This is a genomic window from Nocardioides aestuarii, from assembly GCF_039527245.1.
Taxonomy (GTDB): Bacteria; Actinomycetota; Actinomycetes; order Propionibacteriales; family Nocardioidaceae; genus Nocardioides; species Nocardioides aestuarii.
Genome location: NZ_BAAAJT010000002.1, coordinates 2,219,727 through 2,244,431 on the forward strand (window position 1 = coordinate 2,219,727; position 24,705 = coordinate 2,244,431).

Genomic DNA, 24,705 nt, shown 5'->3' on the forward strand with positions numbered 1-24,705 from the left:
GACAAGTAGGGTCAGCACCCGTGAGTGCACCCCACCCCACCTACGAGCAGCTCGTCGACCTCCCGGCCCACGTCCAGCAGCCGGTCCCGATCGCCTTCGAGGACGCCAACGGACACCTCAACGTCCGCCACTACACCGGCATCGCCAGCGAGGGCCTCGACGAGTCTCTGGTCGGGGTCGGCATCCCGCAGATGTGGCCGGCGATGGGACACGCGGTGTTCTCCGCCGAGCACCACCTGACCTACCTCGCCGAGATGCGCACCGGAGACCGGCTCTCCGCCCGCGTCCGCCTGCTCGGCCGCTCCGAGCGCGCCGCCCACGCCCTCGTCTACCTCCTCGACGAGACGCACGAGCGGGTCAGCTTCGTGATGGAGGAGATCTTCCTCCACATCGACATGGAGAGCCGCAAGACGGCCCCGTGGCCCGACGACGTCGCCGCCGCGATGGACGAGAAGATCGCCGAGGACGCGCGCCTTCCCTTCGAGCCCGACCTCAGCGGCTCGCTGTCGCTGCGCTGATCAGCCCTGCCACCTCGACCGGGTGGGTCGACGCCGCCAGGTGGTCGGCGCCGGGCACGATCTCCAGCGCGGCCTGCGGCACCAGCCGTGCGACCCGCTCGGCCATCGCCGCGAACATCGGCCGGGTCGCGGCGCCCTGCACCACCAGGGCCGGGCACGCGACGGCGGCCGCCTCCTCGTCGCTGAAGGACCAGCCGAGAAGTGCCGCGAGGTCGGCGGTGAAGAATGCCTCGGCGCCCGCCTCGATCTCCCCGACGGACCCCGCCCGCAGCGACTCCTGGCGTGCCCGCCAGTCGTCACCGGCCAGCGCTCCCATGAAGCCGTCGAGCGCGGCCGCCGTCCCCCGCTCACGCTGGTCGGCCACCATCTCCTCGCACAGGCCCCGGAACACGCCGTCGTACGCCGTGCCCGCGGGTGGCGGCTCGACGAGGGTGAGGCGGGAGACCAGGTCGGGGCGGTGGCTGGCGAGGGCCAGCGCGACCGCCGCGCTGTAGCTCGCGCCCACCACGTGCACCGGTCCGTGGGCGAGGTCGCGCAGCTGTTCCGCGACGCTGTCGGCCTCCCCGCGGATCGAGCCGAGTGACGGCCGCGGACAGTCGACCGGGCGCAGGCCGGCGGCCGCGAGCTGCTCACCGAGCGGCAGCAGCTCGCCGGCGTCGAGGGCGGTCCGGATCAGGACCACCGGTGTGTCGGTCATCGGAACTCATTGTGCGGCATCCCTTGACATGGTGTTCGAACATGTGTTCGAATAGTGCCAGCACTTCAACGGGGGAGTGCAGCATCACGGGGGCCGTCCTTGACCATCACGCCACACCTCCATCCGGTGGTGGAGTGCGTGCGCGCGATCGGCTCCGGACTCGACGACGTTGCCGGGGTCGACCCGATCTACATGACCACCCCCGAGAAGCGTGAGGCGCTGGCGGCGATGGTCGAGGCCGCCGCCCGGCTCGACGAGCTGCGGCTGCGGGTCATGGCCGGCGCCGACGACCTCGCGCTGGACGCCGCGGCGCGCGACATCGCCGCGCTCCACGCCCACGAGTCCCGTCTCGACGGCGCGGCCACCCGTCGCGACCTGCGTCTCGCCCAGTCACTCGACGCCCGCTGGCGAGGCGTCGCCGCCGCGTTCCGCACCGGAGCGGTCAACCGCGACCAGGCCGAGGTGATCGTCCACGCGCTCGACCGGCTGCCCGACGACCTCGATCCCGAGGTCTACCGCCACGCCGAGCAGCGGCTCGTCGACGAGGCCCGGACGTGGGGCCCGCGGCAGCTACGCATCATGGGCCGCCGGATCCTCCACCTCGTCGCCCCCGACGTCGCCGACGACGAGGAGCGCAAGGCGCTCGAGCGTGAGGAGCAGAACGCGCTGCGGCGGACCTTCCTGACGACCCGCCGCAACGGCGACGGGACCACCGACTTGAAGGTCCGGGTCTCCGATGCCGCCGCCCACCGGCTGCTGACCTATCTCCAGGCCTTCACCTCGCCGCGCCAGCACGACACGACCGACCGCCGGCCCTACGACCAGAAGCTCGGCCAGGCATTCATGGCCTTCCTCGAGTGCGCCGACCCCGCGCGGCTCCCGATCCACGGCGGCTCGGCCACGACGATCATCGTGTCGATGCCGCTCGAGGAGCTCCGCGACGGTGTCGGCGTCGGACTCGTCGGTGACGAGCCGATCAGCGCCGGCGAGGTCCGCCGCCTCGCGTGCCAGGCCAGCATCGTGCCCCTCGTCCTCGGCGGCGACTCCGAGATCCTCGACCTCGGCCGCCACCGGCGACTCTTCTCGCCCGCCCAGCGCAAGGCGATGGCCGTCCGTGACGTCCACTGCCGGGCCGAGGGCTGCACGATCCCCGCCGCCTGGTGCGAGGCCCACCACGACGCCGACCCGTGGTCCCGTGGCGGGAAGACCGACCTCGACGACGGGGTCCTCTTCTGCACGTGGCACCACCACCGCGCCCACGACGACCGCTACGACGCGAGACGGCTCCCTGACGGGAGTGTGAGGTTCGCGCGGCGGACGTGAGGGAGACCACGCGCTTTCCCACATCTTGGTGACAGACCTGCCAAGTCCCGACGTACCAGGCCACCGGTCCCTACCGTTGGTCCTAGTCCGATGCGCCTGTGGGGGGACATCGGACGTGGCGACCAGAACCCGAGACTGGCCGCCCGACGCGGCCCTCGCCATCCCCATGGTGGCGGGGGCCGCTTCTTCGTGCGCGACACCGCCGTGCGGGCATGCGAAAGGCGGGAGGTGAACCTCCCGCCACTACCAAGGTATAGCGGCACCGGGGCCTTGCGGCAAGCCCCCCGCGCGGCCCCACCATGGTCCGTCGTGCCCCCAGAGAACAGCCCAGAGAACAGCCCAGAGAACAGCCCAGAGAACAGCACTGTCTTCGCCCTCCCGAGCGACCTCGTCGCCAAGACCGACCCTGCCCTCGTCGCCGACGACGAGGCCCACTTCGCCGTCATCGCCGCCGGTCTCGCCGAGACCGTCACCGAGCTCGAGCAGCGCCTCGACGCCGCGCAGCACGACTCCTCCCGCCACGGGACTGCCGCCCTCGAGCGCGACCAGGAGGTCCACCGCGTGACGGCACGGCTCCGGGCGCTGCGCCGGTTCGGCCTCGACCTCTGCCTCGGGCGGATGGACCCGGTCGACGGCGAGTCGATCTACGTCGGGCGGCTCGGGCTGACCGACCCGAAAGGTGACCGACTCCTCGTCGACTGGCGCTCGCCCGCGGCCGAACCGTTCTTCGGTGCGACTCACGCCGATCCGATGGGGCTGGTCAGCCGGCGGCGCTACCGCTGGGCGGGCGGCGTCATCACCGACTACTGGGACGAGGTCTTCGACCCCGAGGCATTCGCCGGCCACGCGGCCGCCCTCGACGACCAGTCCGCCTTCATCGCGACCCTCGGGGAGACCCGGACCGACCGGATGCGCGACGTCCTCGGCACCATCGCCGCCGACCAGGACGCGATCGTCCGGGCGAGCAGCCGCGGACCGCTCGTGGTCGACGGGGGACCCGGCACCGGCAAGACCGTGGTGGCGTTGCACCGCACGGCCTACCTCCTCTACGCCGACCCGCGGCTGGGCCACCGGCGCGGCGGCGTCCTCGTCGTCGGTCCCCACCGGCCCTACCTCGCCTACGTCTCCGACGTCCTGCCGAGCCTGGGGGAGGAGGGGGTGAGGACCTGCACGCTGCGCGACCTCGTGCCCGAGGGCGCGACGGCGGACGACGAGGCTGATCCCGTCGTGGCGGGGCTGAAGGCCGACGCCCGGATGGTCGCGGCCGTCGGGCGGGCGGTGAAGGTCTACGAGGAGCTGCCGACCGAGGGGATGGAGGTCGAGACGCCGTGGGGGGACGCGTGGCTGTCGCCGGCCGACTGGGCGGAGGCGTTCGAGGCCGCCGACGCCGACGTACCCCACAACGTCGCGCGCGAGGAGGTGCGCGACGCGCTGCACGACATCCTCGTCGACAAGGTGTCAGGGGACGGGGAGGCGCCGGAGCAGCAGGTACGCCGCGAGCTGCTGCGCAACGCCGGGCTCGCCACGGCCCTCGACGCGGCCTGGACGCTGATCGACCCGCTCGACCTGGTCGGCGACCTGTTCTCCGTGCCGGCGTTCCTGCGCCACTGCGCGCCCCACCTGACCCCGGACGAGGTGCGACTGCTCCAGCGGGACGACCCGACCGCGTGGACGACCTCCGACCTGCCGCTGCTCGATGCGGCGCGCCAGCTGCTCGGTGACCCGGACATCGGCCGGAAGCGGCGCCGCCAGGAGGCGGAGCGCGAGGCCCGGCGGGAGGAGATGGCCGACGTCGTCAGCACCCTGGTCGAGCACGACGACTCCGAGATGATGCTGATGTCGATGCTGCGGGGCCAGGACCTCCAGGGCGCGCTCGACGACGTCCAGGTGCCCGCACCGGACGAGCTCGCCGGCCCGTTCGCCCACGTCGTGGTCGACGAGGCGCAGGAGCTGACCGACGCCGAGTGGCAGATGGTGCTCAGCCGCTGCCCGAGCCGCAGCCTCACCGTCGTCGGCGACCGGGCGCAGTCGCGTGCGGGCTTCCACGAGGGGTGGGAGGAGCGGCTCCAGCGGGTCGGCATGACCGGCGTACGACGGGCGTCGCTGACGGTCAACTACCGCACGCCCGAGGAGGTCATGGCCGAGGCCGAGCCGGTGATCCGCACGGCGGTCCCGGACGCCAACGTCCCGACGTCCGTCCGCAGCAGCGGCATCCCCGTCCACCACGGGACGGTCGACGAGCTCGACGAGGTGGTCGCCGGGTGCGAGGGCATCGGCGTGGTCATCGGGGCGCCGGAGCTCACCGGGACCGAGCGGGTGAGGTCGCTGACGGCCGAGCTCGCGAAGGGCTTGGAGTTCGACCTCGTCGTGATCGTCGACGCGGGCGCGCTGACGCCGGTCGACCGCTACGTCGCGATGACGCGGGCGACCCAGCGGCTCGTGCTGCTGGAGCGATGACCTAGCGTGAGCAGGTGACGACGAGGGGTCTGCTGGCCGACACCCGGCCGCTCCAGATCCCCCACTTCCGGCGGCTCTGGCTGGCCAACATCGTCACCGTCGTCGGCGCGCAGCTGACGGTCGTCGCCGTGCCGGCCCAGATCTACTCGATCACCGGGTCGTCGGCCTACGTCGGGCTGACCGGCGTCTTCGGCCTCGTCCCGCTGGTCGTCTTCGGGCTGTGGGGCGGGGCGCTCGCCGACCACATGGACCGGCGCACGCTGCTGATGATCACGACGACCGGGCTGATCGTGACCAGCGGCCTGTTCTACGTCCAGGCGGCGACGGGCGCCGACAACGTGTGGCTGCTGCTGGGGCTCTTCTCCGTCCAGCAGGCGTTCTTCGCGGTCAACCAGCCGACCCGGTCCGCCGTGCTGCCGAAGCTGGTCCCGGGCCACCTCCTGCCGGCGGCGAACTCCCTCAACATGACGGTCATGCAGGCCGGCGGCATCGCCGGTCCCCTCGTCGGCGGCGCGCTGATCCCGATCGTCGGGTTCTCGTGGCTCTACGCGATCGACACCGTGACCCTGTTCGCGACGCTGTTCGCCGTCGTCGGCCTGCCGCGGCTGCCCGTCGAGGGCGCGGTGGGCGCCCCCGGCCTCGGCGCGGTGATCGACGGATTCCGCTACCTGCGCACCCAGCCGGTCCTGATGATGAGCTTCGTCGTCGACATCATCGCGATGGTCTTCGGCATGCCGCGGGCGCTGTTCCCCGAGATGGCCCACCTCGACTTCGGCGGGCCCAGCGAGGGCGGCCTGGCGTTCGCGCTGCTCTTCGCGGCGATCCCGGCCGGCGCCGTGCTCGGCGGCGTGCTGTCCGGCTGGGTGTCGCGGGTCGAGCGGCAGGGGCTGGCCGTCATCGTGTCGATCATCGTCTGGGGTCTCGCGATGGTCGGGTTCGGCGTCTCCGCGCTGCTGGCGCCGACCGTTCCCGGGATGCTCGCGGTCGCTGTCCTCATGCTGGCGATCGGCGGTGCGGCCGACATGTCCTCGGCCGCCTTCCGGATGTCCATGCTGATGACCGCCGCCTCCGACGAGGTCCGCGGCCGGCTCCAGGGCATCTTCATCGTCGTCGTCGCCGGCGGACCACGGGTGGCGGACGTCGCCCACGGCGCCACCGCGGCCGTCACCGGTGCCGCGGTCGCGGCGGCGGGTGGCGGTGTCCTGGTCGTGGTCGGGACGGTCGCAGCCGCGCTGCTCGTCCCGGCGTTCGTGCGCTACCGGGTCACGCGGCCCGCGGGACCGGCGTCCGCGACGCCGTGAACACCGCGCCGACAGCGGCGACCACGGCGATGCCGAACACGGCGAGGAACGGGTCGGTGCCGGCGCGCTCCGAGGCGGCGTAGGCCATCCCGCAGAGGGCGAGCGAGAGCGCGGCTCCCAGGGAGTCGGCGATGCTGATGGCCGAGGAGTTGAAGCCGCGGTCCACGTCGGTCGAGGCGGCGAGCATCGCGACGCCGGTCCGGGAGAAGCCGAAGCCCATGCCCGAGCCGGCGACGACGAACGCGCCGGCCGCGACGAGCGGGCTGAGGTCGAACCGGACCGCGAGCCAGAGCAGGATGACCGCGCCGAGCAGCGTCGACGTCCCGACCTGCATCGCGCGCTCGCTGGTGATCCGCTCGCCGAGGCGGGCCTGGACCTGGCTGGCGGTCGCCCACACGACCCCGACGACGGTGAGCGCCAGGCCGGCGCGCGTGGGCGTGAGGTCCCAGCGGACCTGGAGGACGAGCACGATGTAGGCCTGTCCGCAGAAGAAGGCAGCGCTCATCAGGGCGCGGGTGCCGATGACGCTGGGCAGGCCACGACCGGCGCGAAGGGTTCCGCTCGGCGTGAACGACCGCACCGCCACCAGCACGACCGTGAGGGCGAGGAGCGCTCCGACCGGACCGAGCAGCGTGTCGTTGGAGCCGAGGAGCTCGACGGCGAGGACGCCGGCGGAGGCGACGACTGCCCAGACCATCCGGGATCGGGGCGCCGGCTCGGACTCCGACGTCGAGCGGAGGCCGGGGACGACGGGCGCGACCATCACGGCCGCCAGCGCGACCAGGGCGACGATGCCGAGGAAGACCCAGCGCCAGCCGAACGCGTCGGCGACGAGCGCCGCGATCGCGGGGCCGAAGAGAGAGGGAAGGACCCAGGCGGCGGCGAAGCTCGCGAAGACCGCGGGACGCAGTCGGGGCGGATAGACCAACCCGACCACGACGTAGAGGCTGACCGTGAGTGCGCCGGTGCCGAGGCCCTGCACGACGCGGCCGGCGACGAAGACCTCCATCGTCGGGGAGAGGCCGGCCATGAGGACGCCGACGGTGAAGAGGACGAGGGCGGCGACCAGCGACCCCGCCGGACCACGCCGGTCGCACCACGCGCCGGCGGCGACGGTGCCGACGACGCCGCTCGCGAGGGGCGCGGCGAAGGCGAGGGCGTAGAGGCTGAGCCCGTCGAGCTCGCGACCGATCGTCGGCATCACGGTCGTGACCGCCATCGCCTCGAACGCGTTGAAGGCGATCAGCGAGAAGACGCCGATGGTCGTGGCGAGGTAGGTCGCGGAGAGGATGCCGCCCTTCGCGGGAGCGGGCGCCTCTTGGTTGCTGGTCACGGTCACCTGGTGGACGCTAGGAGTTGAAGTGTGCTTGAGATCAAGCCGTCGGCGATGAGTCGGGCCCGGTCCGACGGTCAGTCTCTCCGACCGACCACGAGGAGGACACATCATGAGCAGTGACCGCGGCAAGGTGATGGCGAGCATCACGGTCTCGCTGGACGGCTACGTGACCGGTCCTGACGACGGACCCGGCCACGGCCTCGGCACCGGTGGGGAGCGGCTCCACTACTGGGTCATGGGCGGGCCGTGGACCTACGACTCCGAGCGCGAGGCCGGAGCGGGCATGGGCGAGGTCGACCGCGCCTGGTACGACAGCCTCACCGCCGACCTCGGTGCCGGCGTCGTCGGCCGGGGCATGTACGACGCCGCGGGGGCGTGGGGCGGGACGAACCCGTTCCCCGGCACCCTCGTCGTGCTCACCCACCGCGTCGAGGACCAGCCGGACGAGTCGGCCGGGTTCCTCTTCGTCGACGGGTTCGACGCCGCGCTCGAGGCGGCCCGGGGGCTCGCCGACGGCAAGGACGTCTCCCTCGGGGGAGGGGCCGACCTGATCCGGCAGGGGCTGCGGTCCGGGGTCGTGGACGAGCTGGCGATCTCGACGGCGCCGGTCCTGCTCGGCGGCGGCAAACGGCTCTTCGACGGGTTCGACCGCGACGTCGACCTCCAGATCCTCGACGTCCACGCTGCGGCGTACGCGACCCACGTGAGGTATGCGATCCGCCGGTGAGCCGCACTCAGCGGTAGGTCGGGAACCCGAAGTTGCCGGCCCAGCCGGGTTCGAGGGCGATCTCGCACTCGCCGGTGTCGGCCGAGCAGCGCAGCAGCCAGGTGCGTCCGGCCGGGACCTCGAGACCGTTGGTGTCGCTCACGAGGCCGGGGTCGTTCGGCGTGAGTGGGTCGTACTGGACCAGGACGTGGTCGTCGTCCTCCCACACGGGGACCCAGGTGATGCTGCCCAGCTCCGGGACCATCAGGGGCACGTCGCGGCCGCCGCCGGCTGGGCTGATGACCGGGCCGGTCTCCGTGTCGCGCACCACCCGGGAGCGGTCGGGTGACCAGTTCACCCAGTCCCAGGACGTCTCCTCTCCTGCGGAGAAGCGGCCGTCGGCCGCCACCTGACCAACGACGACGGGGCCGACGGGGTTGCCCTGGAGGATGCCGAGGCCGTCCGCGGTGACGAACCGGACACCCGTGGCCGCGTGGTCGGGTGCGCCGGTGACGATCCGGACCCGGTCCGTCGCGATGTCGTAGAGCCGGATCTCGGAGGTGTCGAAGTCGACGGTGTAGACCCGCCCGAGGTCGTCGATGCCCGGCACCCACCCGTTGGCGCTGTCCCACGGGACCTCGGCGACCACCGTCGCTCGCAGGAGGTCCACCACGACGAGCGTCGGCTCCGGCTGGGCCGAGGTGAGCCAGGCTGCCCAGTCGCCGTCGTTGCTGACCGCGGGGAACCAGTGCTCCGGGCCGCTGCGGTCGAGGAGCACCGGGACGCCCTCGTCCCGGAGGAGGACCACGCCGCGGCGGTCCCCCAGGTAGAGCGTCGAGCCGCCCCGCGACACCAGCACGTCGCACCAGGCAGAGACCCTCGTGGCTCCGCTGACGATGGTCCGGCCACCGTCGCAGTGGGGGATCCCCGGCGGCTCGCCGACCGGCAGCTCCCCCAGGGGTGGTGCGGCCGGCTCGGGGGCCGTCGAGGGTCCGCCCGCACGCAGCTGAGGGAGCAGGACGGCCACGACGGCCAGACCGGCTGCGACGCCGACCGATCGCAGCGTCGTACGGCGCCGGGCGCGGCGGCGACCGCCGGACCGCAGCCGGTCGAGGTCGGGGGCGCCGGGACGGTGGGCGGCTGCGGCGCGGTCGAGAGCGTCGACGAGGTCGGTCTCGAGGCTCATCGGTCCACCTCCTGGGCGGTCGTGGCGAGGGCGGCGACGGCGCGCCGGAGCGCTGTCATCGCGTCGTGGGCGGTCGACTTCACGGTCCCGGCGCTGCAGCCGAGCTCGTCGGCGATCTCACGCTCGCTGAGGTCCTCGTAGTAGCGGAGGACGACGACGGCACGTTGTCGCGGGGGAAGGGCGCACACCAGGGGCCAGAGCAGGTCGTGGTCGGCGAGATCCCCTTCGTACGCGGGCGGGACCGCGATCTCGGGCGGGTCCGCGACCACGACCTCGCGCCTTCGGAACGCCCGGCGGTGCTGGGAGGTGAGGGCGTTGACCATCACGCGCCGGACGTAGGCGTCGGGGGAGTCCATCCCGGCGACCCGTGGCCAGACCACGTAGACCTTCTCGAGGGTCTCCTGGACCAGCTCCTGGGCCGTTCCGTCCGAGGCGGTCAGCAGGAGCGCGAGCCGGTGGAGCGTGACCCACCGTGCTGACACGTACTCCTCGAAACCCTCGTCGTCCCGCATCGACCGCTCCCCGCGTCGTTCCTGACCATTGAACGCCGTAGCCCGGGGCCGGGTTGGGTGGTCTGGGCCGGCGGGTCAGTGCTCCTTCTCGAGGCCGACGGCGTCGCGCAGGCGCGTGACGGAGTCGTGCAGGTCGGCATCCTCGGCGGCGCGCGACTCCATCAGGTCCGAGAGCGCCTCGGCGATGACGTTGAGCTTCTCGTGCTCCGCCTCGTTGTTGCGGCGGCCTGCGTTCTCGAGCAGGACCAGCAGCAGCAGCGACAGCACGGACGACCCCGTGTGGAGCGCGAGCTCCCACTTCGTCGAGCTCGACCACAGCGGGAAGCTCGCCGCCCAGAGGACGAGGGCGGCGACGATGACGAAGAAGAAGGGCGCCCTGCTGACGCGGTCGTTGACGGCGGTGACGAACCGCTCGAACTGGTTGCGGCGGTCACCGTCACCCCGGCGGCTCTTCACGGCCTCGTTGCGCTCACCCATGCCGTCGAGTCTGCCTGAGCGGCGGGAGTAGGGTCCGGGCATGACCAAGTGGGAGTACCAGGTGGCGCCGATTCCGCTCCACAACGAGGCACTGATGCTCAACAACTTCGGCCAGGACGGCTGGGAGCTGGTGGCCATCCAGACCAACGCGCAGGGCGGGCTGGTCGCCTTCCTCAAGCGCCCGCAGGAAGGATGAGGCGATGACCCACCCCGAGGAGCGTCTGGCCGAGCTCGGACTGAGCGTGCCGGAGGTCGCGAAGCCGGTGGCCGTCTACGTCCCGGCCGTGCGGTCCGGCGACCACGTCTTCACCTCCGGCCAGCTGCCGATGCGGTCGGGCGAGCTGATGATGACCGGCAAGGTCGGCGGTGACGTCAGCGTCGAGGACGCCGTGGCCTGCGCGCAGCAGTGCGGGCTCAACGCGATCGCGGCGGTCAAGGCCCAGGTCGGCGACCTCGCGCAGGTCAAGCGCGTGGTCAAGGTGGTCTGCTTCGTCGCCTCGACCCCCGACTTCACCGGCCAGCCGCAGGTCGCCAACGGTGTCTCCGAGCTGCTCGGCAGCGTCTTCGGCGATGCCGGTGTCCACGCACGGTCCGCGGTCGGCGTGCCGGTGCTGCCGCTGGACGCCCCCGTCGAGGTCGAGATCATCGTCGAGGTGGCAGCGGAGGCCGACTAGTGGTCCAGCGGCTGCCGCTGCCCGACTCGCTGGTCGCCCAGGCCCGGGCCTACGCCGACGGCTCGGCGACGCCCGCCGAGCCGCGGGACGCGGCGACCGTCGTGCTGCTGCGGCCGGGCGCTGGCGAGAGCACGTCGGAGGTCTACCTGCTGCGGCGGCAGACCTCGATGGCCTTCGCCGGGGGCATGTGCGTCTTCCCGGGCGGCGGCGTCGACCGCCGCGACTTCGACCACGCGGTCGCGTGGGCGGGGCCGACGCCGACGGAGTGGGCCGAGCGGCTCGGGTGCGACGAGCCGATGGCGCGGGCGCTGGTGTGCGCCGCCGTGCGCGAGACCTTCGAGGAGTCCGGCGTCCTGCTCGCCGGCACCGCCACCGAGGTGGTCGCCGACACGACGGCGGACGACTGGGAGGCCGACCGGGTCGCGCTGGAGTCGCGCGAGCTGTCGCTCACCGACTTCCTCGACCGGCGTGGGCTGGTCCTGCGCACCGACCTGCTGGGGGCGTGGGCGGCCTGGCTGACGCCGGTCTTCGAGCCGCGCCGCTACCGCACGTGGTTCTTCGTGGCCCGGCTCCCGGGGGGCCAGGTCACCAGTGACATCTCGAGCGAGTCGTCGGCGGTCGCGTGGCTACCGGTCGGCGACGCGGTCGCCCAGGCCGAGGCCGGCGAGATCATGATGATGCCGCCGACGTGGTTGACCTGCCTCGACGTGGACCGCTACGCCGGGCCTGCGGCGGTCCTGGAGGAGGCCGCCGGTCGACGGGTCGACATGTTCACCCCCGAGGTCGTGGCCTCCGAGGAGGGCGACTTCGTCCTCTCCACGCCTCCCCAGTACGCCGACCTGCTGGCCGGCCGATGACCGCTCCGGGCGAGTGGGACGGCGGGTCCTTCGGCGAGCGCGGCCACTGCGTGCTCGCGCCCAACGCCAACCACATGACCCTCGACGGCACGAACACGTGGGTGCTGCGCGAGCCCGGCGGCCGCCGGTCGGTCGTGGTCGACCCCGGGCCGCCCGACCCCGGCCACCTCGCCGCGGTGCGCGAGCTCGCGGGTGACGTCGCGGTCGTGCTGCTCACCCACCACCACCTCGACCACTCCGAGGCGGCCCGGGAGTTCGCCGAGTCGGTCGGCTGCGGCGTACGCGCCCTCGACCCGGCCCACCGGCTCGGCGACGAAGGTCTCGGCGGGGGTGACGTCGTCGCGGTCGACGGGCTCGAGGTCCACGTCGTGGCGACGCCCGGCCACACGTCCGACTCGTTGTCGTTCCTGCTGCCGCAGGAACGGGTGGTGCTCACCGGCGACACGGTTCTCGGTCGGGGGACGACCGTCGTGGCCCACCCCGACGGCCAGCTCGGCGCCTACCTCGACTCCCTCGACCGGCTCCACGCGCTCGCCGAGGCGCAGGAGCTGACCGCGATCTGGCCGGGCCACGGGCCGGTCCTGCCCGAGGCGCTGCCGGTGCTCGAGCACTACATCTCCCACCGGCAGCAACGTCTCGGCCAGGTCGCCGATGCCGTCCGGCAGCTGCAGGCCGGCGGGGTCGCCGACGCCGCGAACCTCCCGCGCCAGGTCGTGGAGGTCGTCTACGCCGACGTGGATCCGGTCCTCTGGGGAGCCGCAGAGCTCTCGGTCCGCGCGCAGCTCGAGCACCTCGCCGACCGCGCCTGAGGCGGGCGGGTCACGCCTCGGTCACGGGCAGGTCACGGGGCGGTCACGGCTCACCCCTCGGGATGTGCGCTCGCACGGAGCCTGTCATAACGTCGAGGGCTGTTCGCACGTGTCACTGCACGACCAACCGTTTGCACGTCCAACCGAGAGGTAGCGCATGTCTGACCGCACGACGGTCGATCCACAGCACCACCCGAACGACTCCCACGAGCACGACCCTCCAACCCGTCTCGGTCCCCTCCGCGCCCCGCGCGTCTTCATCCCCGCGGCGGCCATCGTCCTGGTCTTCGTCGCGATCGCGATCGCGATGCCGGACCGGCTCTCGGACCTGCTGACCACGGCCAACAACACGGTCGTCGTCGACCTCGGCTGGTGGTACGTCGCGATCGTGACCGGCTTCGTCGCCTTCGCCCTCTGGATGGCGCTGTCGCCGATGGGTGACATCGTCCTCGGCAAGGACGACGAGGAGCCCGAGTTCGGGCTCAAGTCGTGGTTCGCGATGCTCTTCGCGGCCGGCATGGGCATCGGTCTCGTCTTCTGGGGCGTGGCCGAGCCGCTCAACCACTACGCGGCGCCGCCGCCGGGCTCCGAGGCCCAGACCGGCACCGCCGCTGCGGGTCGCGCCGCGATGGACACGACCTTCCTCCACTGGGGCCTCCACGCGTGGGGCATCTACGTGGTGGTCGGCCTCGCCGTCGCCTACGCCGTGCACCGCAAGGGCCGGCCGATCTCGCTGCGCTACGCCCTCGAGCCGCTGTTCGGCAAGAAGGTCCTCGGCTTCTGGGGCGACCTCATCGACGTCGTCGCGATCGTCGGCACCCTCTTCGGTGTCGCGACCTCGCTCGGCTTCGGCGTGACCCAGGTCGGCGCCGGCCTGTCCTACCTCGGCGTCGTCGAGGAGGCCGGCACCGGCCTGCTCGTCGTGCTCGTCGTCGCGATCACCGCGATGGCGCTGGCCTCGGTCATCAGCGGCCTCGACAAGGGCATCAAGCTCCTCTCGAACATCAACATGGGCCTCGCCGGCGTCCTGCTCGCCGTGGTCCTGCTGCTCGGACCGACGGTCTTCATCCTCAGCGACTTCGTCACCCAGATCGGGTCCTACCTCCAGAACTTCCTGCGGCTCTCCTTCGACGTGAAGCCGTTCCAGGGAGACGAGGGCAGCTCCTGGCTGTCCGGCTGGACGACCTACTACTGGGGCTGGTGGATGAGCTGGGCGCCCTTCGTCGGCATCTTCATCGCGCGTATCTCCCGTGGCCGTACGGTGCGCGAGTTCGTCCTGGGCGTGATGCTCGTGCCGACCCTGGTGACGATGCTCTGGTTCTCGATCATGGGTGGCTCGGCCATCTACCGTGAGATGTTCGGCGGCGGCGGACTGATCGCCGAGGACGGCTCGGTCTCGACCGACACCGCCCTGTTCCAGCTGCTGGACGGCCTGCCCGCCTCGGGCCTGCTCGCCGTGCTCTTCATGGCCCTGGTCACGATCTTCTTCGTCACCAGCTCCGACTCCGGCTCGTTCGTGGTCGACATGCTGGCCGAGGGCGGCGACCAGAACCCGCCGGTCTGGAGCCGTGCCTTCTGGGGAACGATGGAGGGCCTCATCGCCATCGTCCTGCTCCTCGTCGGCTCCGGCGGTCTCGCTGCGATGCAGACCTCCGCGATCCTCGTCGCGGCACCGTTCAGCATCGTGATGGTGCTGATGGTGATCGCGACCGCGAAGGCGCTGCTGGCGGAGAACGGCGTCCGCCAGCGCGCTAAGCGGAAGTGGCTGGCCCGCGAGGTCGCCCACGAGCTGCACACCAACGACGACTACGACCTGTCGGTGACCACCAACGGCAGCTCGAACGGCACCGCCACGGGCACCGCCCAGCAGCCGGTGGAGCGCGTCTGACGACACGCTCGCCCGTCGTCACGACGCCCGGTCAGGTCTCACCTGGCCGGGCGTCGTCGTACGACGACCGCCGCGGCGACCGCCAGCAGCACCAGCAGCCCGGCACCGGCGAGCACGAGCCGCTGCCGCTCCTCCGACCACGGCCAGTCCGGGCCCGGCCGGTCGACGGTGGGCCGGTCGAGCAGGTCGACGGCCACTGTGAGGTCCGCGACCCCGTCCTCCACTCGTGCCACGACGGCCTCCCCGTCGCGCCGGTTGCCGGGGGCGGGCACCAGGACGATGTCCGTCCCGCGCGACGCGACGTCCGCCGCCACCGCGATCGTGTCCGCCCCGAGCCAGCCGAGCGGCGCGTAGGTCGTCTGTCCCTCGTCGTAGCCGCCGAAGTAGGCGAGGCGCACCCGCATCCGGTTCAGGTCGACGACGTCGACCGCGCCGTTGGGAGTCGTCGAGCCCACGGCGACCCGTGTGCCGTCGGGTGACATGGCAGCCACGGGAGTGGGCTCCAGCACACGCTGGATCGTGAAGCCGGCGATCCGTGCCTCGTCGTCGTTGACGGAGATGTGGCCCGGGTGGAGCAGACCCCGGACGGCGTCATCGCCGGCGAGCACCGCGGTCGTGTCCGGTCGCGCCGGCCACGGCCTGGTCGAGGAGCTCCCGGGCGCGACGCGACCGTGGCTGACCCACCCCTCGGTCTCGATCACGCCCGAGGCCCAGACGAGCCAGCCGCTGTCGGGTGACCAGGTCACGGCCAGGACCTCCTGCTGCGGGCCCGGTTCGTTGGCAGGAACGACGGGGATCTCGCGGACGGTGCCGTCCTCGAGGGTGACGGTGCGGACCCCCGTCTCCCCGTCGGGGTCGAGGTAGGCCCAGGCCAGCTGTCGACCGTCGGGGGAGAGCGCCACCCGGTGGCTCGGGGATGCGCCACCCGGAGCGTTCCACCCCGGGAGGTCGAGGATCCGGTAGCTGCCGTCCGTCGCCGACACCGCGACCGGGAGGCCGCCACTGGTGAAGGCCGCGGCCTGGACCCCGATCGCGAGGTCCGAGGTGCGGAAGGCGGGGTCGGCGAGGACGTGGTCGGGCACGGCGCGCAGGTCGGTGGGGACGGCGGCCGGCGCGTCGACGGGTGCGGCGGGGGCGATCCGCGTCGGGGCGGTGACGAGCAGCGACGCCGTACCGCCCACGACGACGAGGACGGCCGCGACGACCCCGAGGACGACGGCGCGGTCGCGGCGACGGGCGCGACGGCCCCGGCGCCAGGCGTCGTGGGCGGCGTCGTAGGGACGGGGTGAGGGAGCACGCTCGGCGATCCGGGTGAGCTCCTCGCGGAGATCCGTCATGTCAGCACTCCGATCATGCGTGTGCTCCGATCAGGTCGGCGAGCTCCGGGGCGCGCGTGCGGAGCCGCTCGAAGGCCTGCCGGGTCACCGACTTCACGGTGCCGCGGCTGATGCCGAGGGCCCGGCCCGTCTGCTCCTCGGTGAGGTCCTCGAAGTAGCGCAGCACCAGGATCGTGCGCTGCTTCACGGTGAGCCGGGCCAGCGCCTGCTCGAGGGTGAGCCGGAGGTCGTGGTCGGCCGCGGAGCTCGCGGGCCGATCGTGGTCGAGGAGCGACACCTCGTCGAGGTGGCGCTTGCGCCAGCGCGAGATGTTGCGTGTGTAGAGCACGCGGCGCACGTAGGCCTCGGGCTCGTCGAGCTTCTCCCAGCGGCGCGCCGCCTCGACGAGGGCGACCTGGAGCAGGTCCTCGGCGTGGTGGTGGTCGCCCGTGAGCAGGTAGGCCGTGCGCAGCAGTGCGCCGCTGCGCGACGCGACGAAGTCGTTGAACTCCGCTTCCCGAGCGTCCACGTCACACCCCCTTCACCGCGTCAGACGCGATGAGGTGGGCGAAATGGGGTCAGCGTGCGCGACGCGACAGTCGCTCGATGTCCATGATGACGACCGAGCGGGGCTCGAGGCGCAGCCAGCCACGCGACGCGAAGTCGGCGAGCGCCTTGTTGACCGTCTCGCGGGAGGCGCCGACGAGCTGCGCGAGCTCCTCCTGCGTGAGGTCGTGGTGGACGTGGACGCCGTCGTCGGCGGTGCGGCCGAACCGGTCGGCGAGGTCGAGCAGCGCCTTGGCGACACGGCCGGGGACGTCGGAGAAGACGAGGTCGGCGTTGACGTCGTTGGCCTTGCGCAGGCGGCCGGCGATCTGCGAGAGCAGGCCCAGCGCGACGACGGGGCGGCCCTCGAGCCAGCGCAGCAGGTCGTCGTGGGAGAGCGAGGCGAAGGCGACGTCGGTGACCGCGGTGACGGTGGCCGATCGCGGACCGGGGTCGAAGAGCGAGAGCTCGCCGAACATCTGGCCGGGGCCGAGGATGGCGAGCAGGTTCTCGCGACCGTCGCTGGAGGTGCGGCCGAGCTTCACCTTGCCGTCGAGGACGATGTAGAGCTTGTCGCCCGAGTCGCCCTCGTGGAAGAGCACCTCGCCGCGGCGCAGCCGGGTCTCGGCCATGGAACCGCGCAGCGCGGTGGCAGCCTCGTCGTCGAGCGCGCTGAAGAGAGGTGCCTGACGCAGCACGTCGTTGTCCACGGATCCTCCAAGATCGTCGAGTCGGTGCTGATCCTAGCCAGTGGCTGATCTCACAGGGTAAATCCGCCGGATCGTCGGGTGTCACCGTACCCACATAGGCTGTGCCCATGTCGTCCGAGAGTCGTACGTCGCTGGTGCGGCGCGCCCGCAAGGTCGACCGGGTCCTCGCCGAGACCTACCCCGACGCGCGATGCGAGCTCGACTTCGACGACCCCTTCCAGCTGCTCATCGTCACGGTGCTCTCCGCCCAGACGACCGACCGCCGGGTCAACGCCGTGCGCCCCCACCTCTTCGCCGCCTATCCCGACCCGGCCGCGATGGCGGCGGCGCCGCGCGAGCACCTCGAGGAGCTGCTCGGCCCGCTCGGGTTCTTCCGCGCCAAGACCGAGTCCGTCCTCAAGCTCTCCGCCGCGCTCGTCGAGCGCTTCGACGGCCAGGTGCCGCCGCGGCTCGACGACCTGGTCACGCTCCCCGGCGTGGGCCGCAAGACCGCCAACGTCGTCCTCGGCAACGCCTTCGACGTCCCCGGCATCACCGTCGACACCCACTTCGGCCGCCTCGTGCGCCGGCTCGGCTGGACCGAGCAGACCGACCCGGTCAAGGTCGAGCACGAGATCGGGGCGCTGTTCCACAAGCGCGACTGGACGATGCTCTCCCACCACCTGATCTGGCACGGCCGCCGCCGCTGCCACGCCAAGAAGCCCGCCTGCGGTGCCTGCCCGGTGGCGCACTGGTGCCCGTCCTACGGCGAGGGGCCGACCGACCCGGTCGCCGCCGCGGCCCTCGTGAAGACCCAGGGCCCGGCGTGAGGCTCGGGCTCCCCCTGGCGCTCGCCACCACCCTCCTCGTCCTCACCGGCTGCTCGACGCCGCCACCGGGCGAGGCGCGGATCGACGTCGACACCCCCGAGCTGCGGCTCGCGAAGGACCGCGCGGGCGTCGAGCCCTGCCCCGAGGTCGCAGCGGACCCGGTCGACGGTGGCCTGCCCGACGTGACGCTGCCGTGCTTCGGCGGCGGTCCCGACGTGGCCCTCAGCGGCCTGCGGGGCCCGATGGTCGTCAACCTCTGGGCGTCGTGGTGCGGCCCGTGCCGCCAGGAGATGCCGGTCCTCCAGGACTTCCACGAGCGCTACGGCGACGAGGTGCCGATCCTGGGCGTCGACTGGCAGGACGCCCAGACGGCCGGTGCCATGGACCTGGTGGCCGACAGCGGGGTCACCTACCCGCTGCTCGCCGATCCCCAGAACCTGCTCGAAGGTGCGGGGCCCTTCCGCTCCATCGGGTTGCCGACGACGGCCTACGTCGCGGCGGACGGCACGGTCACCCTGGTGGCGGGGGAGATCGAGTCGCTCGACGAGCTGCGCGACGAGGTGCGGGACCGGCTCGGGGTCGCGCTGTGAGGCCCGACTGGCTGCGGCCGATCGAGGAGGGCGCCCGCGAGATCTCGGTCCACGACCTGACCCGGTTCATGCCGCCCGAGGACAGCGACCCGCGTCGCGGCGCAGTGCTCATCCTCTTCGGCGAGGGCGAGTCCGGCCCCGACCTGCTGCTGACCGAGCGTGCCCACCACATGCGCAGCCACCCCGGCCAGATCTCCTTTCCCGGCGGGTCGATCGACCCCGGGGAGACGGCCCACGACGCGGCGCTGCGCGAGGCCGAGGAGGAGACCGGCCTCGACCCGGCGGGGGTCGACGTCTTCGCCGAGCTCCCCGAGCTGTGGCTGCCGCCGTCCAACTTCGCGGTGACCCCGTTGCTGGCCTGGTGGGAGACCGAGAGCCCGGTGGGCGTCGTCGACCCCGACGAGGTCCACGAGGTGATGCGGGTCCCGATCCGCGACCTCGTCGGCCCCCAGCACCGGATCCGTGTCGAGCACCCCTCGGGCTGGGTCGGCCCCGGCTACCTCGTCGGGGAGGCCAACGACCGGGTGCTGTGGGGCTTCACCGCCGGCATCATCGCGCGGCTCTTCGACTTCGTCGGCTGGGCCGAGCAGGTCGACGACGCGCCCCTGCGTGCGCTCCCCGCCCACATGCTGCAGGGTGATCCCACCCGTCAGCAGCTGCCGCGCCAGAACACCCGACTCGGAGAGGACCGGTGAGCGCTCCGTGAGTGCCCAGTGAACGTCCTCGACTGGCTCCTCGTCGTCCTGGTGCTGACCTACGCCCTCTCCGGCTACTGGCAGGGCTTCATCACCGGCGCCTTCGCGACGGTCGGGCTGCTGGTCGGCGGCCTGATCGGCGTCTGGCTGGCGCCCGTGGCTCTCGGCGACGCGGCGCCGTCGGTCCTGGTCTCGCTCGGTGCCCTCTTCATCGTGATCCTGTGCGCCTCGCTCGGCCAGGCGCTGCTCCAGTACGGAGGGGCGCGGCTGCGCGACCGCGTCACCTGGCAGCCCGCACGCGCGCTCGACGCCGTCGGCGGCGCGCTGCTGAGCGCCGTCGCGGTGCTGCTGGTCGCGTGGGCGCTGGGCGTCGCGATCGCGGGCTCCGGGCTCCCTGGCGTGTCCACCCAGGTCCGCGGCTCCGCGGTGCTCGCCGAGGTCGACCAGGTGCTGCCGGACAGTGCCGACACCGCCCTGAGCGCCTTCAACGACGTCGTCGGCTCGGGCTTCTTCCCGCAATACCTCGACCCGTTCGCCCCCGAGCGGATCGTTGAGGTGGGACCCGGGCCCAAGCGGCTGCGCACCGACCCCGACGTGGAGGCCGCCCGCGCCTCCGTCCTGAAGATCCGCGGCACCAACGACTGCGGACGCGGCGTCGAGGGCTCCGGGTTCGTCTACTCCGACGGCCGGGTCATGACCAACGCCCACGTGGTCGCCGGCGTCGACGAGCCGCAGGTCGAGGTGGCCGGCGACACCGTGCCGGCCGAGGTCGTCCACTACGACTCCGACCTCGACGTCGCGGTCCTCGCGCTCGACACCAGCGGCCTCCCCGCGCTGCCGTTCGACCAGGGCGTCGGACCGGGCGACGGCGTCGCGATCCTCGGCTATCCCCTCGACGGGCCCTACGACGTCCAGCCCGGCCGCGTCCGCGCCGAGCAGCGGCTCCGGTCACCCGACATCTACGGCCGCGGCAGCGTGCTGCGCGAGGTGTTCTCGGTCCGTGGCCTGGTCCGACCCGGCAACTCCGGCGGCCCCATCGTCACCTCCGGTGGTGACGTCGCCGGCGTGGTCTTCGCCGCGTCGGTGCAGGACGACGACACCGGCTACGCCCTCACCGCCGAGCAGGTCGCCCGCAGCGCCGCGACCGGCATCTCCCGCTCCGAGCCGGTCTCCACCGGCGACTGCGCCGGGTAGCGGAGACGCGCCAGCGGATCCGCTGATGGTGGTCGAGCGAGCCGCCCGACCGAGGCACGAGGTCGGGACCGGCGTGTCGAGACCCGGTGAGGAGGCGTACGGCCTGAGCCCTACGACTTGCCCTTGAGGGCCTGCGGGATCTGACGGCCCTGCTCGATCGCCTTCTCGGGCGCCTTGACCTTCTTCACGCTGCGCACGCCGAGGAACACCAGCAGCCCGGCGACGAGGAGGTAGAAGCCGAAGACGATGAGGAAGGACCAGTGCAGGCCGAGTCCGGCCCAGTGGATGAAGTAGGCGATGGCGACCGACAGCATGATGATCGCCAGCACGGCGATGAACCCGGCCGCGGCGAAGAGCCCGATCCCGAGCCCGCCGGCCTTCGCGCTGACCTTGAGCTCGGACTTCGCGAGCTCGATCTCCTTGCGCACGAGGCTGGAGATGTCGCGGCTGGCGTCGGTGACCAGACGGCCGATGGTGGGGTCGGTCTCACGGACGGGTTCCGGTGCCATGTCGCCGACCCTATCGTCCCGATAAGGTGGAAGCGGTGTGCCGGGAAGTCTGGTCGGCTCGTCGGCGTACTCAGTGCCGGCGGTGAACGGTGTCCGACCACGACCGAGAGGCCTCACATGTCCCAGTCCGAGAACCGCAAGCGCATCGACGAGCGTGTCTGGCGTACCGGTCCCGTCTACAGCGAGAGCAGCCGCCCGCTGGCCCGGTTCGTCGCCCGCCCCGTCCGGGAGTTCCTCCGGGTCGAGACCGCCGGCTCGGCGCTGCTGCTCGGTGCCGCCCTCGTCGCCCTCGTCTGGGCGAACTCGCCGTGGGCGGAGACCTACGACTCCTTCTGGCACAGCCACATCACCCTCGACCTCGGGATCCTGACGCTCGACGAGAGCCTCCAGCACTGGGTCAACGACGCGTTGATGGTGATCTTCTTCTTCGTCGTCGGGCTCGAGATCAAGTACGAGCTGGTGCAGGGAGACCTCCGCGACCCCAAGACCGCGGCGCTCCCGATCGTGGCCGCGCTCGGCGGCATGATCGTGCCGGCGCTCATCTACGTCGCGGTCCTCGGCGGCCAGGAGGGCTCCCACGGCTGGGGGATCCCGATGGCGACCGACATCGCGTTCGCCGTCGGTGTGCTCGGCCTGCTCGGCCGGCGGATCCCCTCGCCCGCACGGCTCTTCCTGCTGACTCTGGCGATCGTCGACGACATCGGCGCCATCGTGGTCATCGCGGTGTTCTACACCTCCGACCTCAACCTCACCGCCCTCGCGGTCGCCCTGCTGCTCCTCGGCCTGATGGTCATGATGCGGGTGCTGCGGATCTGGGCGATCTGGGCCTACGTCGTCGTCGGCGTGCTGGTCTGGGTCGCCACCCTCGAGTCGGGCGTCCACGCGACCCTGGCCGGCGTCGCCATTGCCCTCATCACCCCGACCGTGCCGCTGCTCGAGGAGAAGGTCGCGCGCGAGTACGCCAAGAAGGCCCTCGCCGACCACGAGCTCGATGCCGACGAGAGCGACCGGCTCCGGTTCCTGCTCGACGAGTCCGTCCCGGTGGTCGAGCGGCTGCAGACCCGGCTCCACCCCGTGTCGTCGTTCTTCGTGCTGCCGGTCTTCGCGCTCGCCAACGCCGGCGTCTCCGTGGGCGGGGGCGTGTTCGGCGAGGCGCTCACCTCCGCGATCGGGCTCGGCATCGCGTTCGGCCTCGTCGTCGGCAAACCGGTGGGCATCGTGGTCTTCGCCTTCCTCGCGGTGAGGTTCGGCCTCGGCCGGCTCCCGGACCGGTCAGGCTGGCGGATGATGATCGGCCTGGGGTTCGTGGCCGGCATCGGCTTCACCGTCAGCCTCTTCATCGCCGGGCTGTCCTTCCCGGGCGAGGAGCTGATGACGGCAGAGGCCCAGATCGGCATCCTGACCGGGTCGCTGGTGAGCGCGGTCCTCGGTGTCGCCTTCCTGCTCATGGGCGGTGCACCCGCCGAGGAGGGCGACGACGACGACGGGTCCCCGACGTCCGAGGACGTCGAGGACCCGGCGGTCGCGTCGCGCTGAGGCGGAAGGAGGGGGAGGTCAGTCCTCGTCGGAGGACCCCGACCCCTCCTTGTCCTTGATCAGGTCCATCACCGTGGAGTCGGCGAGCGTCGTGACGTCGCCGACCTCGCGGTGCTCGGCGACGTCCTTGAGCAGGCGGCGCATGATCTTGCCCGAGCGGGTCTTCGGCAGCTCGGGGACGACCATCACCTGACGGGGCTTGGCGATCGCGCCGATCTCGTGGGCGACGTGCTTGCGGAGCTCCTCCACGATGTCGGGTCCGCCGTCGCCGGCAGACTCGCGCAGGATGACGAACGCACACACCGCTTGGCCGGTGGTGTCGTCGGCGGCGCCGACGACCGCCGCCTCCGCGACCTTCGGGTGGGAGACGAGCGCCGACTCGATCTCGGTGGTGGAGAGCCGGTGGCCCGACACGTTCATGACGTCGTCGACGCGACCGAGCAGCCAGATGTCGCCGTCGTCGTCGAGCTTGGCGCCGTCGCCGGCGAAGTAGAGGCCTTCCCAGCGCGACCAGTAGGTGTCCTTGAAGCGCTGGTCGTCGCCCCACAGCGTGCGGAGCATGGCCGGCCACGGCTTCTTCAGCACCAGGTAGCCACCGGCGCCGTGGCCGACCGAGCGGGCCTCGTCGTCGACGACGTCGGCCGCGACGCCCGGCAGCGCCTTCATCGCCGAGCCGGGCTTGCCGGCGGTGACGCCCGGGAGCGGACTGATCATGATCTGGCCGGTCTCGGTCTGCCACCAGGTGTCGACGACCGGGCAGCGGTCGCCGCCGATCACCTCGCGGTACCAGACGTAGGCCTCGGGGTTGATCGGCTCGCCGACCGAACCGAGCAGCCGGAGCGAGGACATGTCGTAGCCGTCGGGGATCTCGCGGCCCTGCTTCATGAAGGTCCGGATCGCGGTCGGCGCGGTGTAGAAGATCGTGACCTTGAGGTCCTGCACGATCTGCCACCACCGGCCCTTCTCCGGGGTGCCCTCGAACATGACCTGGGTCGCGCCGTTGGCCAGCGGCCCGTAGACCATGTAGGAGTGGCCGGTGATCCAACCGACGTCGGCGGTGCACCAGTAGACGTCGTCGTCCTTCAGGTCGAAGACCTCCCAGTGGGTGAACGACGTGCCGGTGAGGTAGCCGCCGGTCGTGTGCAGGATGCCCTTGGGCTTGCCGGTGGACCCGGAGGTGTACATCACGAAGAGCGGGTGCTCGGAGTCGTGGAGCTCGGGCTCGTGCTCGGCCGAGGCGGCGTCGACCACGTCGTGCCACCACACGTCGCGACCACCGTCGGACCTGGCGTTCCAGTCGACGTCCTGCCCGGTGCGGCGTACGACGAGGACGGTCGCGGCCAGGCTGTCGTCGTCGAGCTTGGTGACGGCCTCGTCGACGGCGGGCTTGAGGGCTGACGGCGCGCCGCGGCGGTAGCCGCCGTCGGCGGTGATGACGACCTTCGCGCCGCAGTCGGTGACGCGGCTGGCGAGGGCGTCGGCCGAGAAGCCGCCGAAGACGACCGTGTGCGGGGCGCCGAGCCGGGCGCAGGCGAGCATCGCGATCGCGGTCTCGGGGATCATCGGCATGTAGATGGCGACCCGGTCGCCCTTCTGCACGCCGAGCTCGGCCAGCGCGTTGGCCGCCTTGCAGACCTCGTCCTTGAGCTGGCTGTAGGTCAGATCCCGGGTGTCGTCCTCGGGCTCGCCGACCCAGTGGAGCGCCACCTTGTCGCCGTTGCCGGCCGCGACGTGCCGGTCGACGCAGTTCACGGCGGCGTTGATCGTGCCGCCGACGAACCACTGGGCGAACGGCGGGTTCGACCAGTCGAGGACCTGGTCCCACTTCTGGCCCCAGTCGAGCCGCTCGGCGGCCTCGGCCCAGAAGGCCTCGGGATCGTCCTCGGCGCGGGCGTAGGCCTCCTCCTTCACGTTGGCGTGCTCCGCCAGCTCGGCCGGGGGCTCGAAGCGGCGGTCTTCCTTCATCAGGTTCGAGAGCGTCTCGTCAGCCATGGTTCGGAACCTACTCCTGCGGGGTTGTCGGGAGGTTGGCGCGGGCGGGGCGCCCGCAGTCGGACCG

Annotated in this window: 25 protein-coding genes; 15 read left to right on the forward strand and 10 right to left on the reverse strand. The window is 72.2% G+C overall.

Annotated features, from left to right (window positions below):
• Positions 1–20 precede the first annotated feature (20 nt).
• Entirely contained in the window at positions 21–518 is a 498-nt protein-coding gene (locus ABD091_RS11245; RefSeq protein WP_343918403.1) for a thioesterase family protein, read from the forward strand.
• Here ABD091_RS11245 and ABD091_RS11250 read toward each other — a convergent pair.
• The gene (locus ABD091_RS11250) at positions 493–1,215 is read right to left on the reverse strand and encodes an alpha/beta fold hydrolase (RefSeq protein WP_343918405.1); all 723 of its coding nucleotides are present in this window, start codon (positions 1,213–1,215) and stop codon (positions 493–495) included. The two genes, ABD091_RS11245 and ABD091_RS11250, sit on opposite strands and share 26 nt — an antisense overlap.
• Positions 1,216–1,314: 99 nt before the next feature.
• Here ABD091_RS11250 and ABD091_RS11255 point away from each other — a divergent pair, with 99 nt between their 5' ends.
• From ABD091_RS11255 to ABD091_RS11265, 3 genes are all read left to right on the forward strand, one after another.
• Positions 1,315–2,538, forward strand: coding sequence for a DUF222 domain-containing protein (locus tag ABD091_RS11255; protein WP_343918408.1), 1,224 nt, complete (start codon positions 1,315–1,317; stop codon positions 2,536–2,538).
• 309 nt (positions 2,539–2,847) lie between these two features.
• Entirely contained in the window at positions 2,848–4,995 is a 2,148-nt protein-coding gene (helR, locus tag ABD091_RS11260; RefSeq protein WP_343918410.1) for an RNA polymerase recycling motor ATPase HelR, read from the forward strand.
• 14 nt (positions 4,996–5,009) lie between these two features.
• Positions 5,010–6,296 carry an MFS transporter gene (locus tag ABD091_RS11265; protein ID WP_343918412.1) on the forward strand — a complete coding sequence of 429 codons (1,287 nt, stop codon included), beginning with the start codon at positions 5,010–5,012 and terminating at the stop codon, positions 6,294–6,296.
• Here ABD091_RS11265 and ABD091_RS11270 read toward each other — a convergent pair.
• Positions 6,259–7,635 (reverse strand): MFS transporter, encoded by a 1,377-nt coding sequence (locus tag ABD091_RS11270; RefSeq protein ID WP_343918414.1) that lies wholly within the window; start codon positions 7,633–7,635, stop codon positions 6,259–6,261. The two genes, ABD091_RS11265 and ABD091_RS11270, sit on opposite strands and share 38 nt — an antisense overlap.
• A gap of 106 nt (positions 7,636–7,741) precedes the next feature.
• Between ABD091_RS11270 and ABD091_RS11275 the strand changes: the two genes are divergently transcribed.
• The gene (locus ABD091_RS11275; RefSeq protein WP_343918416.1) at positions 7,742–8,359 is read left to right on the forward strand and encodes a dihydrofolate reductase family protein; all 618 of its coding nucleotides are present in this window, start codon (positions 7,742–7,744) and stop codon (positions 8,357–8,359) included.
• A 7-nt stretch (positions 8,360–8,366) separates the two neighbouring features.
• On the opposite strand, the gene ABD091_RS11280 is transcribed toward ABD091_RS11275, so the two are convergent.
• The 3 genes from ABD091_RS11280 to ABD091_RS11290 form a co-directional block, all read right to left on the reverse strand.
• Positions 8,367–9,524, reverse strand: coding sequence for a hypothetical protein (locus ABD091_RS11280; RefSeq protein ID WP_343918418.1), 1,158 nt, complete (start codon positions 9,522–9,524; stop codon positions 8,367–8,369).
• The gene (locus tag ABD091_RS11285; protein WP_343918420.1) at positions 9,521–10,036 is read right to left on the reverse strand and encodes a SigE family RNA polymerase sigma factor; all 516 of its coding nucleotides are present in this window, start codon (positions 10,034–10,036) and stop codon (positions 9,521–9,523) included. Before ABD091_RS11285 ends, ABD091_RS11280 begins: the two co-directional genes overlap by 4 nt.
• A 75-nt stretch (positions 10,037–10,111) precedes the next feature.
• Positions 10,112–10,513 carry a low affinity iron permease family protein gene (locus ABD091_RS11290; protein ID WP_343918422.1) on the reverse strand — a complete coding sequence of 134 codons (402 nt, stop codon included), beginning with the start codon at positions 10,511–10,513 and terminating at the stop codon, positions 10,112–10,114.
• Between the two features lie 40 nt (positions 10,514–10,553).
• Between ABD091_RS11290 and sp36 the strand changes: the two genes are divergently transcribed.
• From sp36 to ABD091_RS11315, 5 genes are all read left to right on the forward strand, one after another.
• Positions 10,554–10,709 (forward strand): Sp36 family protein, encoded by a 156-nt coding sequence (gene sp36 / locus ABD091_RS11295; protein WP_343918424.1) that lies wholly within the window; start codon positions 10,554–10,556, stop codon positions 10,707–10,709.
• Positions 10,710–10,713: 4 nt separating this feature from the next.
• On the forward strand, positions 10,714–11,187 hold the full coding sequence (locus ABD091_RS11300; RefSeq protein ID WP_343918426.1) for a RidA family protein: 474 nt from the start codon (positions 10,714–10,716) through the stop codon (positions 11,185–11,187).
• The gene (locus tag ABD091_RS11305; protein ID WP_343918428.1) at positions 11,187–12,044 is read left to right on the forward strand and encodes an NUDIX hydrolase; all 858 of its coding nucleotides are present in this window, start codon (positions 11,187–11,189) and stop codon (positions 12,042–12,044) included. Before ABD091_RS11300 ends, ABD091_RS11305 begins: the two co-directional genes overlap by 1 nt.
• Positions 12,041–12,853: an MBL fold metallo-hydrolase gene (locus ABD091_RS11310; protein ID WP_343918430.1), complete on the forward strand. Its 813-nt coding sequence runs from the start codon at positions 12,041–12,043 to the stop codon at positions 12,851–12,853. Before ABD091_RS11305 ends, ABD091_RS11310 begins: the two co-directional genes overlap by 4 nt.
• A gap of 157 nt (positions 12,854–13,010) precedes the next feature.
• Entirely contained in the window at positions 13,011–14,741 is a 1,731-nt protein-coding gene (locus tag ABD091_RS11315) for a BCCT family transporter (RefSeq protein ID WP_343918432.1), read from the forward strand.
• Positions 14,742–14,779: 38 nt separating this feature from the next.
• Here the strand turns inward: ABD091_RS11315 and ABD091_RS11320 are convergent, their stop codons facing one another.
• From ABD091_RS11320 to ABD091_RS11330, 3 genes are read right to left on the reverse strand one after another with little or no spacing between them, the layout of a single operon-like run.
• Entirely contained in the window at positions 14,780–16,078 is a 1,299-nt protein-coding gene (locus ABD091_RS11320) for a WD40 repeat domain-containing protein (RefSeq protein ID WP_343918434.1), read from the reverse strand.
• A gap of 13 nt (positions 16,079–16,091) precedes the next feature.
• Positions 16,092–16,586, reverse strand: coding sequence for a SigE family RNA polymerase sigma factor (locus tag ABD091_RS11325; protein ID WP_343918436.1), 495 nt, complete (start codon positions 16,584–16,586; stop codon positions 16,092–16,094).
• A 49-nt stretch (positions 16,587–16,635) separates the two neighbouring features.
• Positions 16,636–17,313, reverse strand: coding sequence for a Crp/Fnr family transcriptional regulator (locus ABD091_RS11330; RefSeq protein ID WP_343918438.1), 678 nt, complete (start codon positions 17,311–17,313; stop codon positions 16,636–16,638).
• Positions 17,314–17,420: 107 nt separating this feature from the next.
• Here ABD091_RS11330 and nth point away from each other — a divergent pair, with 107 nt between their 5' ends.
• The 4 genes from nth to ABD091_RS11350 are packed head-to-tail and all read left to right on the forward strand — an operon-like array spanning position 17,421 to position 20,601.
• On the forward strand, positions 17,421–18,122 hold the full coding sequence (gene nth / locus ABD091_RS11335; RefSeq protein ID WP_343918440.1) for an endonuclease III: 702 nt from the start codon (positions 17,421–17,423) through the stop codon (positions 18,120–18,122).
• Positions 18,119–18,712: a TlpA family protein disulfide reductase gene (locus ABD091_RS11340; RefSeq protein WP_343918442.1), complete on the forward strand. Its 594-nt coding sequence runs from the start codon at positions 18,119–18,121 to the stop codon at positions 18,710–18,712. Before nth ends, ABD091_RS11340 begins: the two co-directional genes overlap by 4 nt.
• Positions 18,709–19,407: an NUDIX hydrolase gene (locus ABD091_RS11345; RefSeq protein WP_343918444.1), complete on the forward strand. Its 699-nt coding sequence runs from the start codon at positions 18,709–18,711 to the stop codon at positions 19,405–19,407. Before ABD091_RS11340 ends, ABD091_RS11345 begins: the two co-directional genes overlap by 4 nt.
• Before the next feature lie 18 nt (positions 19,408–19,425).
• Positions 19,426–20,601 carry a MarP family serine protease gene (locus ABD091_RS11350; protein WP_343918446.1) on the forward strand — a complete coding sequence of 392 codons (1,176 nt, stop codon included), beginning with the start codon at positions 19,426–19,428 and terminating at the stop codon, positions 20,599–20,601.
• A gap of 110 nt (positions 20,602–20,711) precedes the next feature.
• On the opposite strand, the gene ABD091_RS11355 is transcribed toward ABD091_RS11350, so the two are convergent.
• The gene (locus tag ABD091_RS11355) at positions 20,712–21,110 is read right to left on the reverse strand and encodes a phage holin family protein (protein WP_343918448.1); all 399 of its coding nucleotides are present in this window, start codon (positions 21,108–21,110) and stop codon (positions 20,712–20,714) included.
• Between the two features lie 117 nt (positions 21,111–21,227).
• Here ABD091_RS11355 and nhaA point away from each other — a divergent pair, with 117 nt between their 5' ends.
• Positions 21,228–22,646, forward strand: coding sequence for a Na+/H+ antiporter NhaA (nhaA, locus tag ABD091_RS11360; RefSeq protein ID WP_343918450.1), 1,419 nt, complete (start codon positions 21,228–21,230; stop codon positions 22,644–22,646).
• A gap of 18 nt (positions 22,647–22,664) precedes the next feature.
• Here the strand turns inward: nhaA and acs are convergent, their stop codons facing one another.
• Positions 22,665–24,638, reverse strand: a complete 1,974-nt coding sequence (acs, locus tag ABD091_RS11365; protein ID WP_343918452.1) for an acetate--CoA ligase — start codon at positions 24,636–24,638, stop codon at positions 22,665–22,667.
• Positions 24,639–24,705 lie beyond the last annotated feature (67 nt).

Excerpts from the sequence above, each read along its gene's own strand:
- ABD091_RS11315 (WP_343918432.1), top strand. The coding sequence starts at position 13,011 with ATGTCTGACCGCACGACGGTCGATCCACAGCACCACCCGAACGACTCC.
- acs (WP_343918452.1), bottom strand. The coding sequence starts at position 24,638 with ATGGCTGACGAGACGCTCTCGAACCTGATGAAGGAAGACCGCCGCTTC.
- ABD091_RS11320 (WP_343918434.1), bottom strand. The coding sequence starts at position 16,078 with ATGACGGATCTCCGCGAGGAGCTCACCCGGATCGCCGAGCGTGCTCCC.
- ABD091_RS11300 (WP_343918426.1), top strand. The coding sequence starts at position 10,714 with ATGACCCACCCCGAGGAGCGTCTGGCCGAGCTCGGACTGAGCGTGCCG.
- ABD091_RS11250 (WP_343918405.1), bottom strand. The coding sequence starts at position 1,215 with ATGACCGACACACCGGTGGTCCTGATCCGGACCGCCCTCGACGCCGGC.
- nth (WP_343918440.1), top strand. The coding sequence starts at position 17,421 with ATGTCGTCCGAGAGTCGTACGTCGCTGGTGCGGCGCGCCCGCAAGGTC.
- sp36 (WP_343918424.1), top strand. The coding sequence starts at position 10,554 with ATGACCAAGTGGGAGTACCAGGTGGCGCCGATTCCGCTCCACAACGAG.
- ABD091_RS11285 (WP_343918420.1), bottom strand. The coding sequence starts at position 10,036 with ATGCGGGACGACGAGGGTTTCGAGGAGTACGTGTCAGCACGGTGGGTC.
- nhaA (WP_343918450.1), top strand. The coding sequence starts at position 21,228 with ATGTCCCAGTCCGAGAACCGCAAGCGCATCGACGAGCGTGTCTGGCGT.
- ABD091_RS11290 (WP_343918422.1), bottom strand. The coding sequence starts at position 10,513 with ATGGGTGAGCGCAACGAGGCCGTGAAGAGCCGCCGGGGTGACGGTGAC.
- ABD091_RS11275 (WP_343918416.1), top strand. The coding sequence starts at position 7,742 with ATGAGCAGTGACCGCGGCAAGGTGATGGCGAGCATCACGGTCTCGCTG.
- ABD091_RS11355 (WP_343918448.1), bottom strand. The coding sequence starts at position 21,110 with ATGGCACCGGAACCCGTCCGTGAGACCGACCCCACCATCGGCCGTCTG.
- ABD091_RS11310 (WP_343918430.1), top strand. The coding sequence starts at position 12,041 with ATGACCGCTCCGGGCGAGTGGGACGGCGGGTCCTTCGGCGAGCGCGGC.
- ABD091_RS11280 (WP_343918418.1), bottom strand. The coding sequence starts at position 9,524 with ATGAGCCTCGAGACCGACCTCGTCGACGCTCTCGACCGCGCCGCAGCC.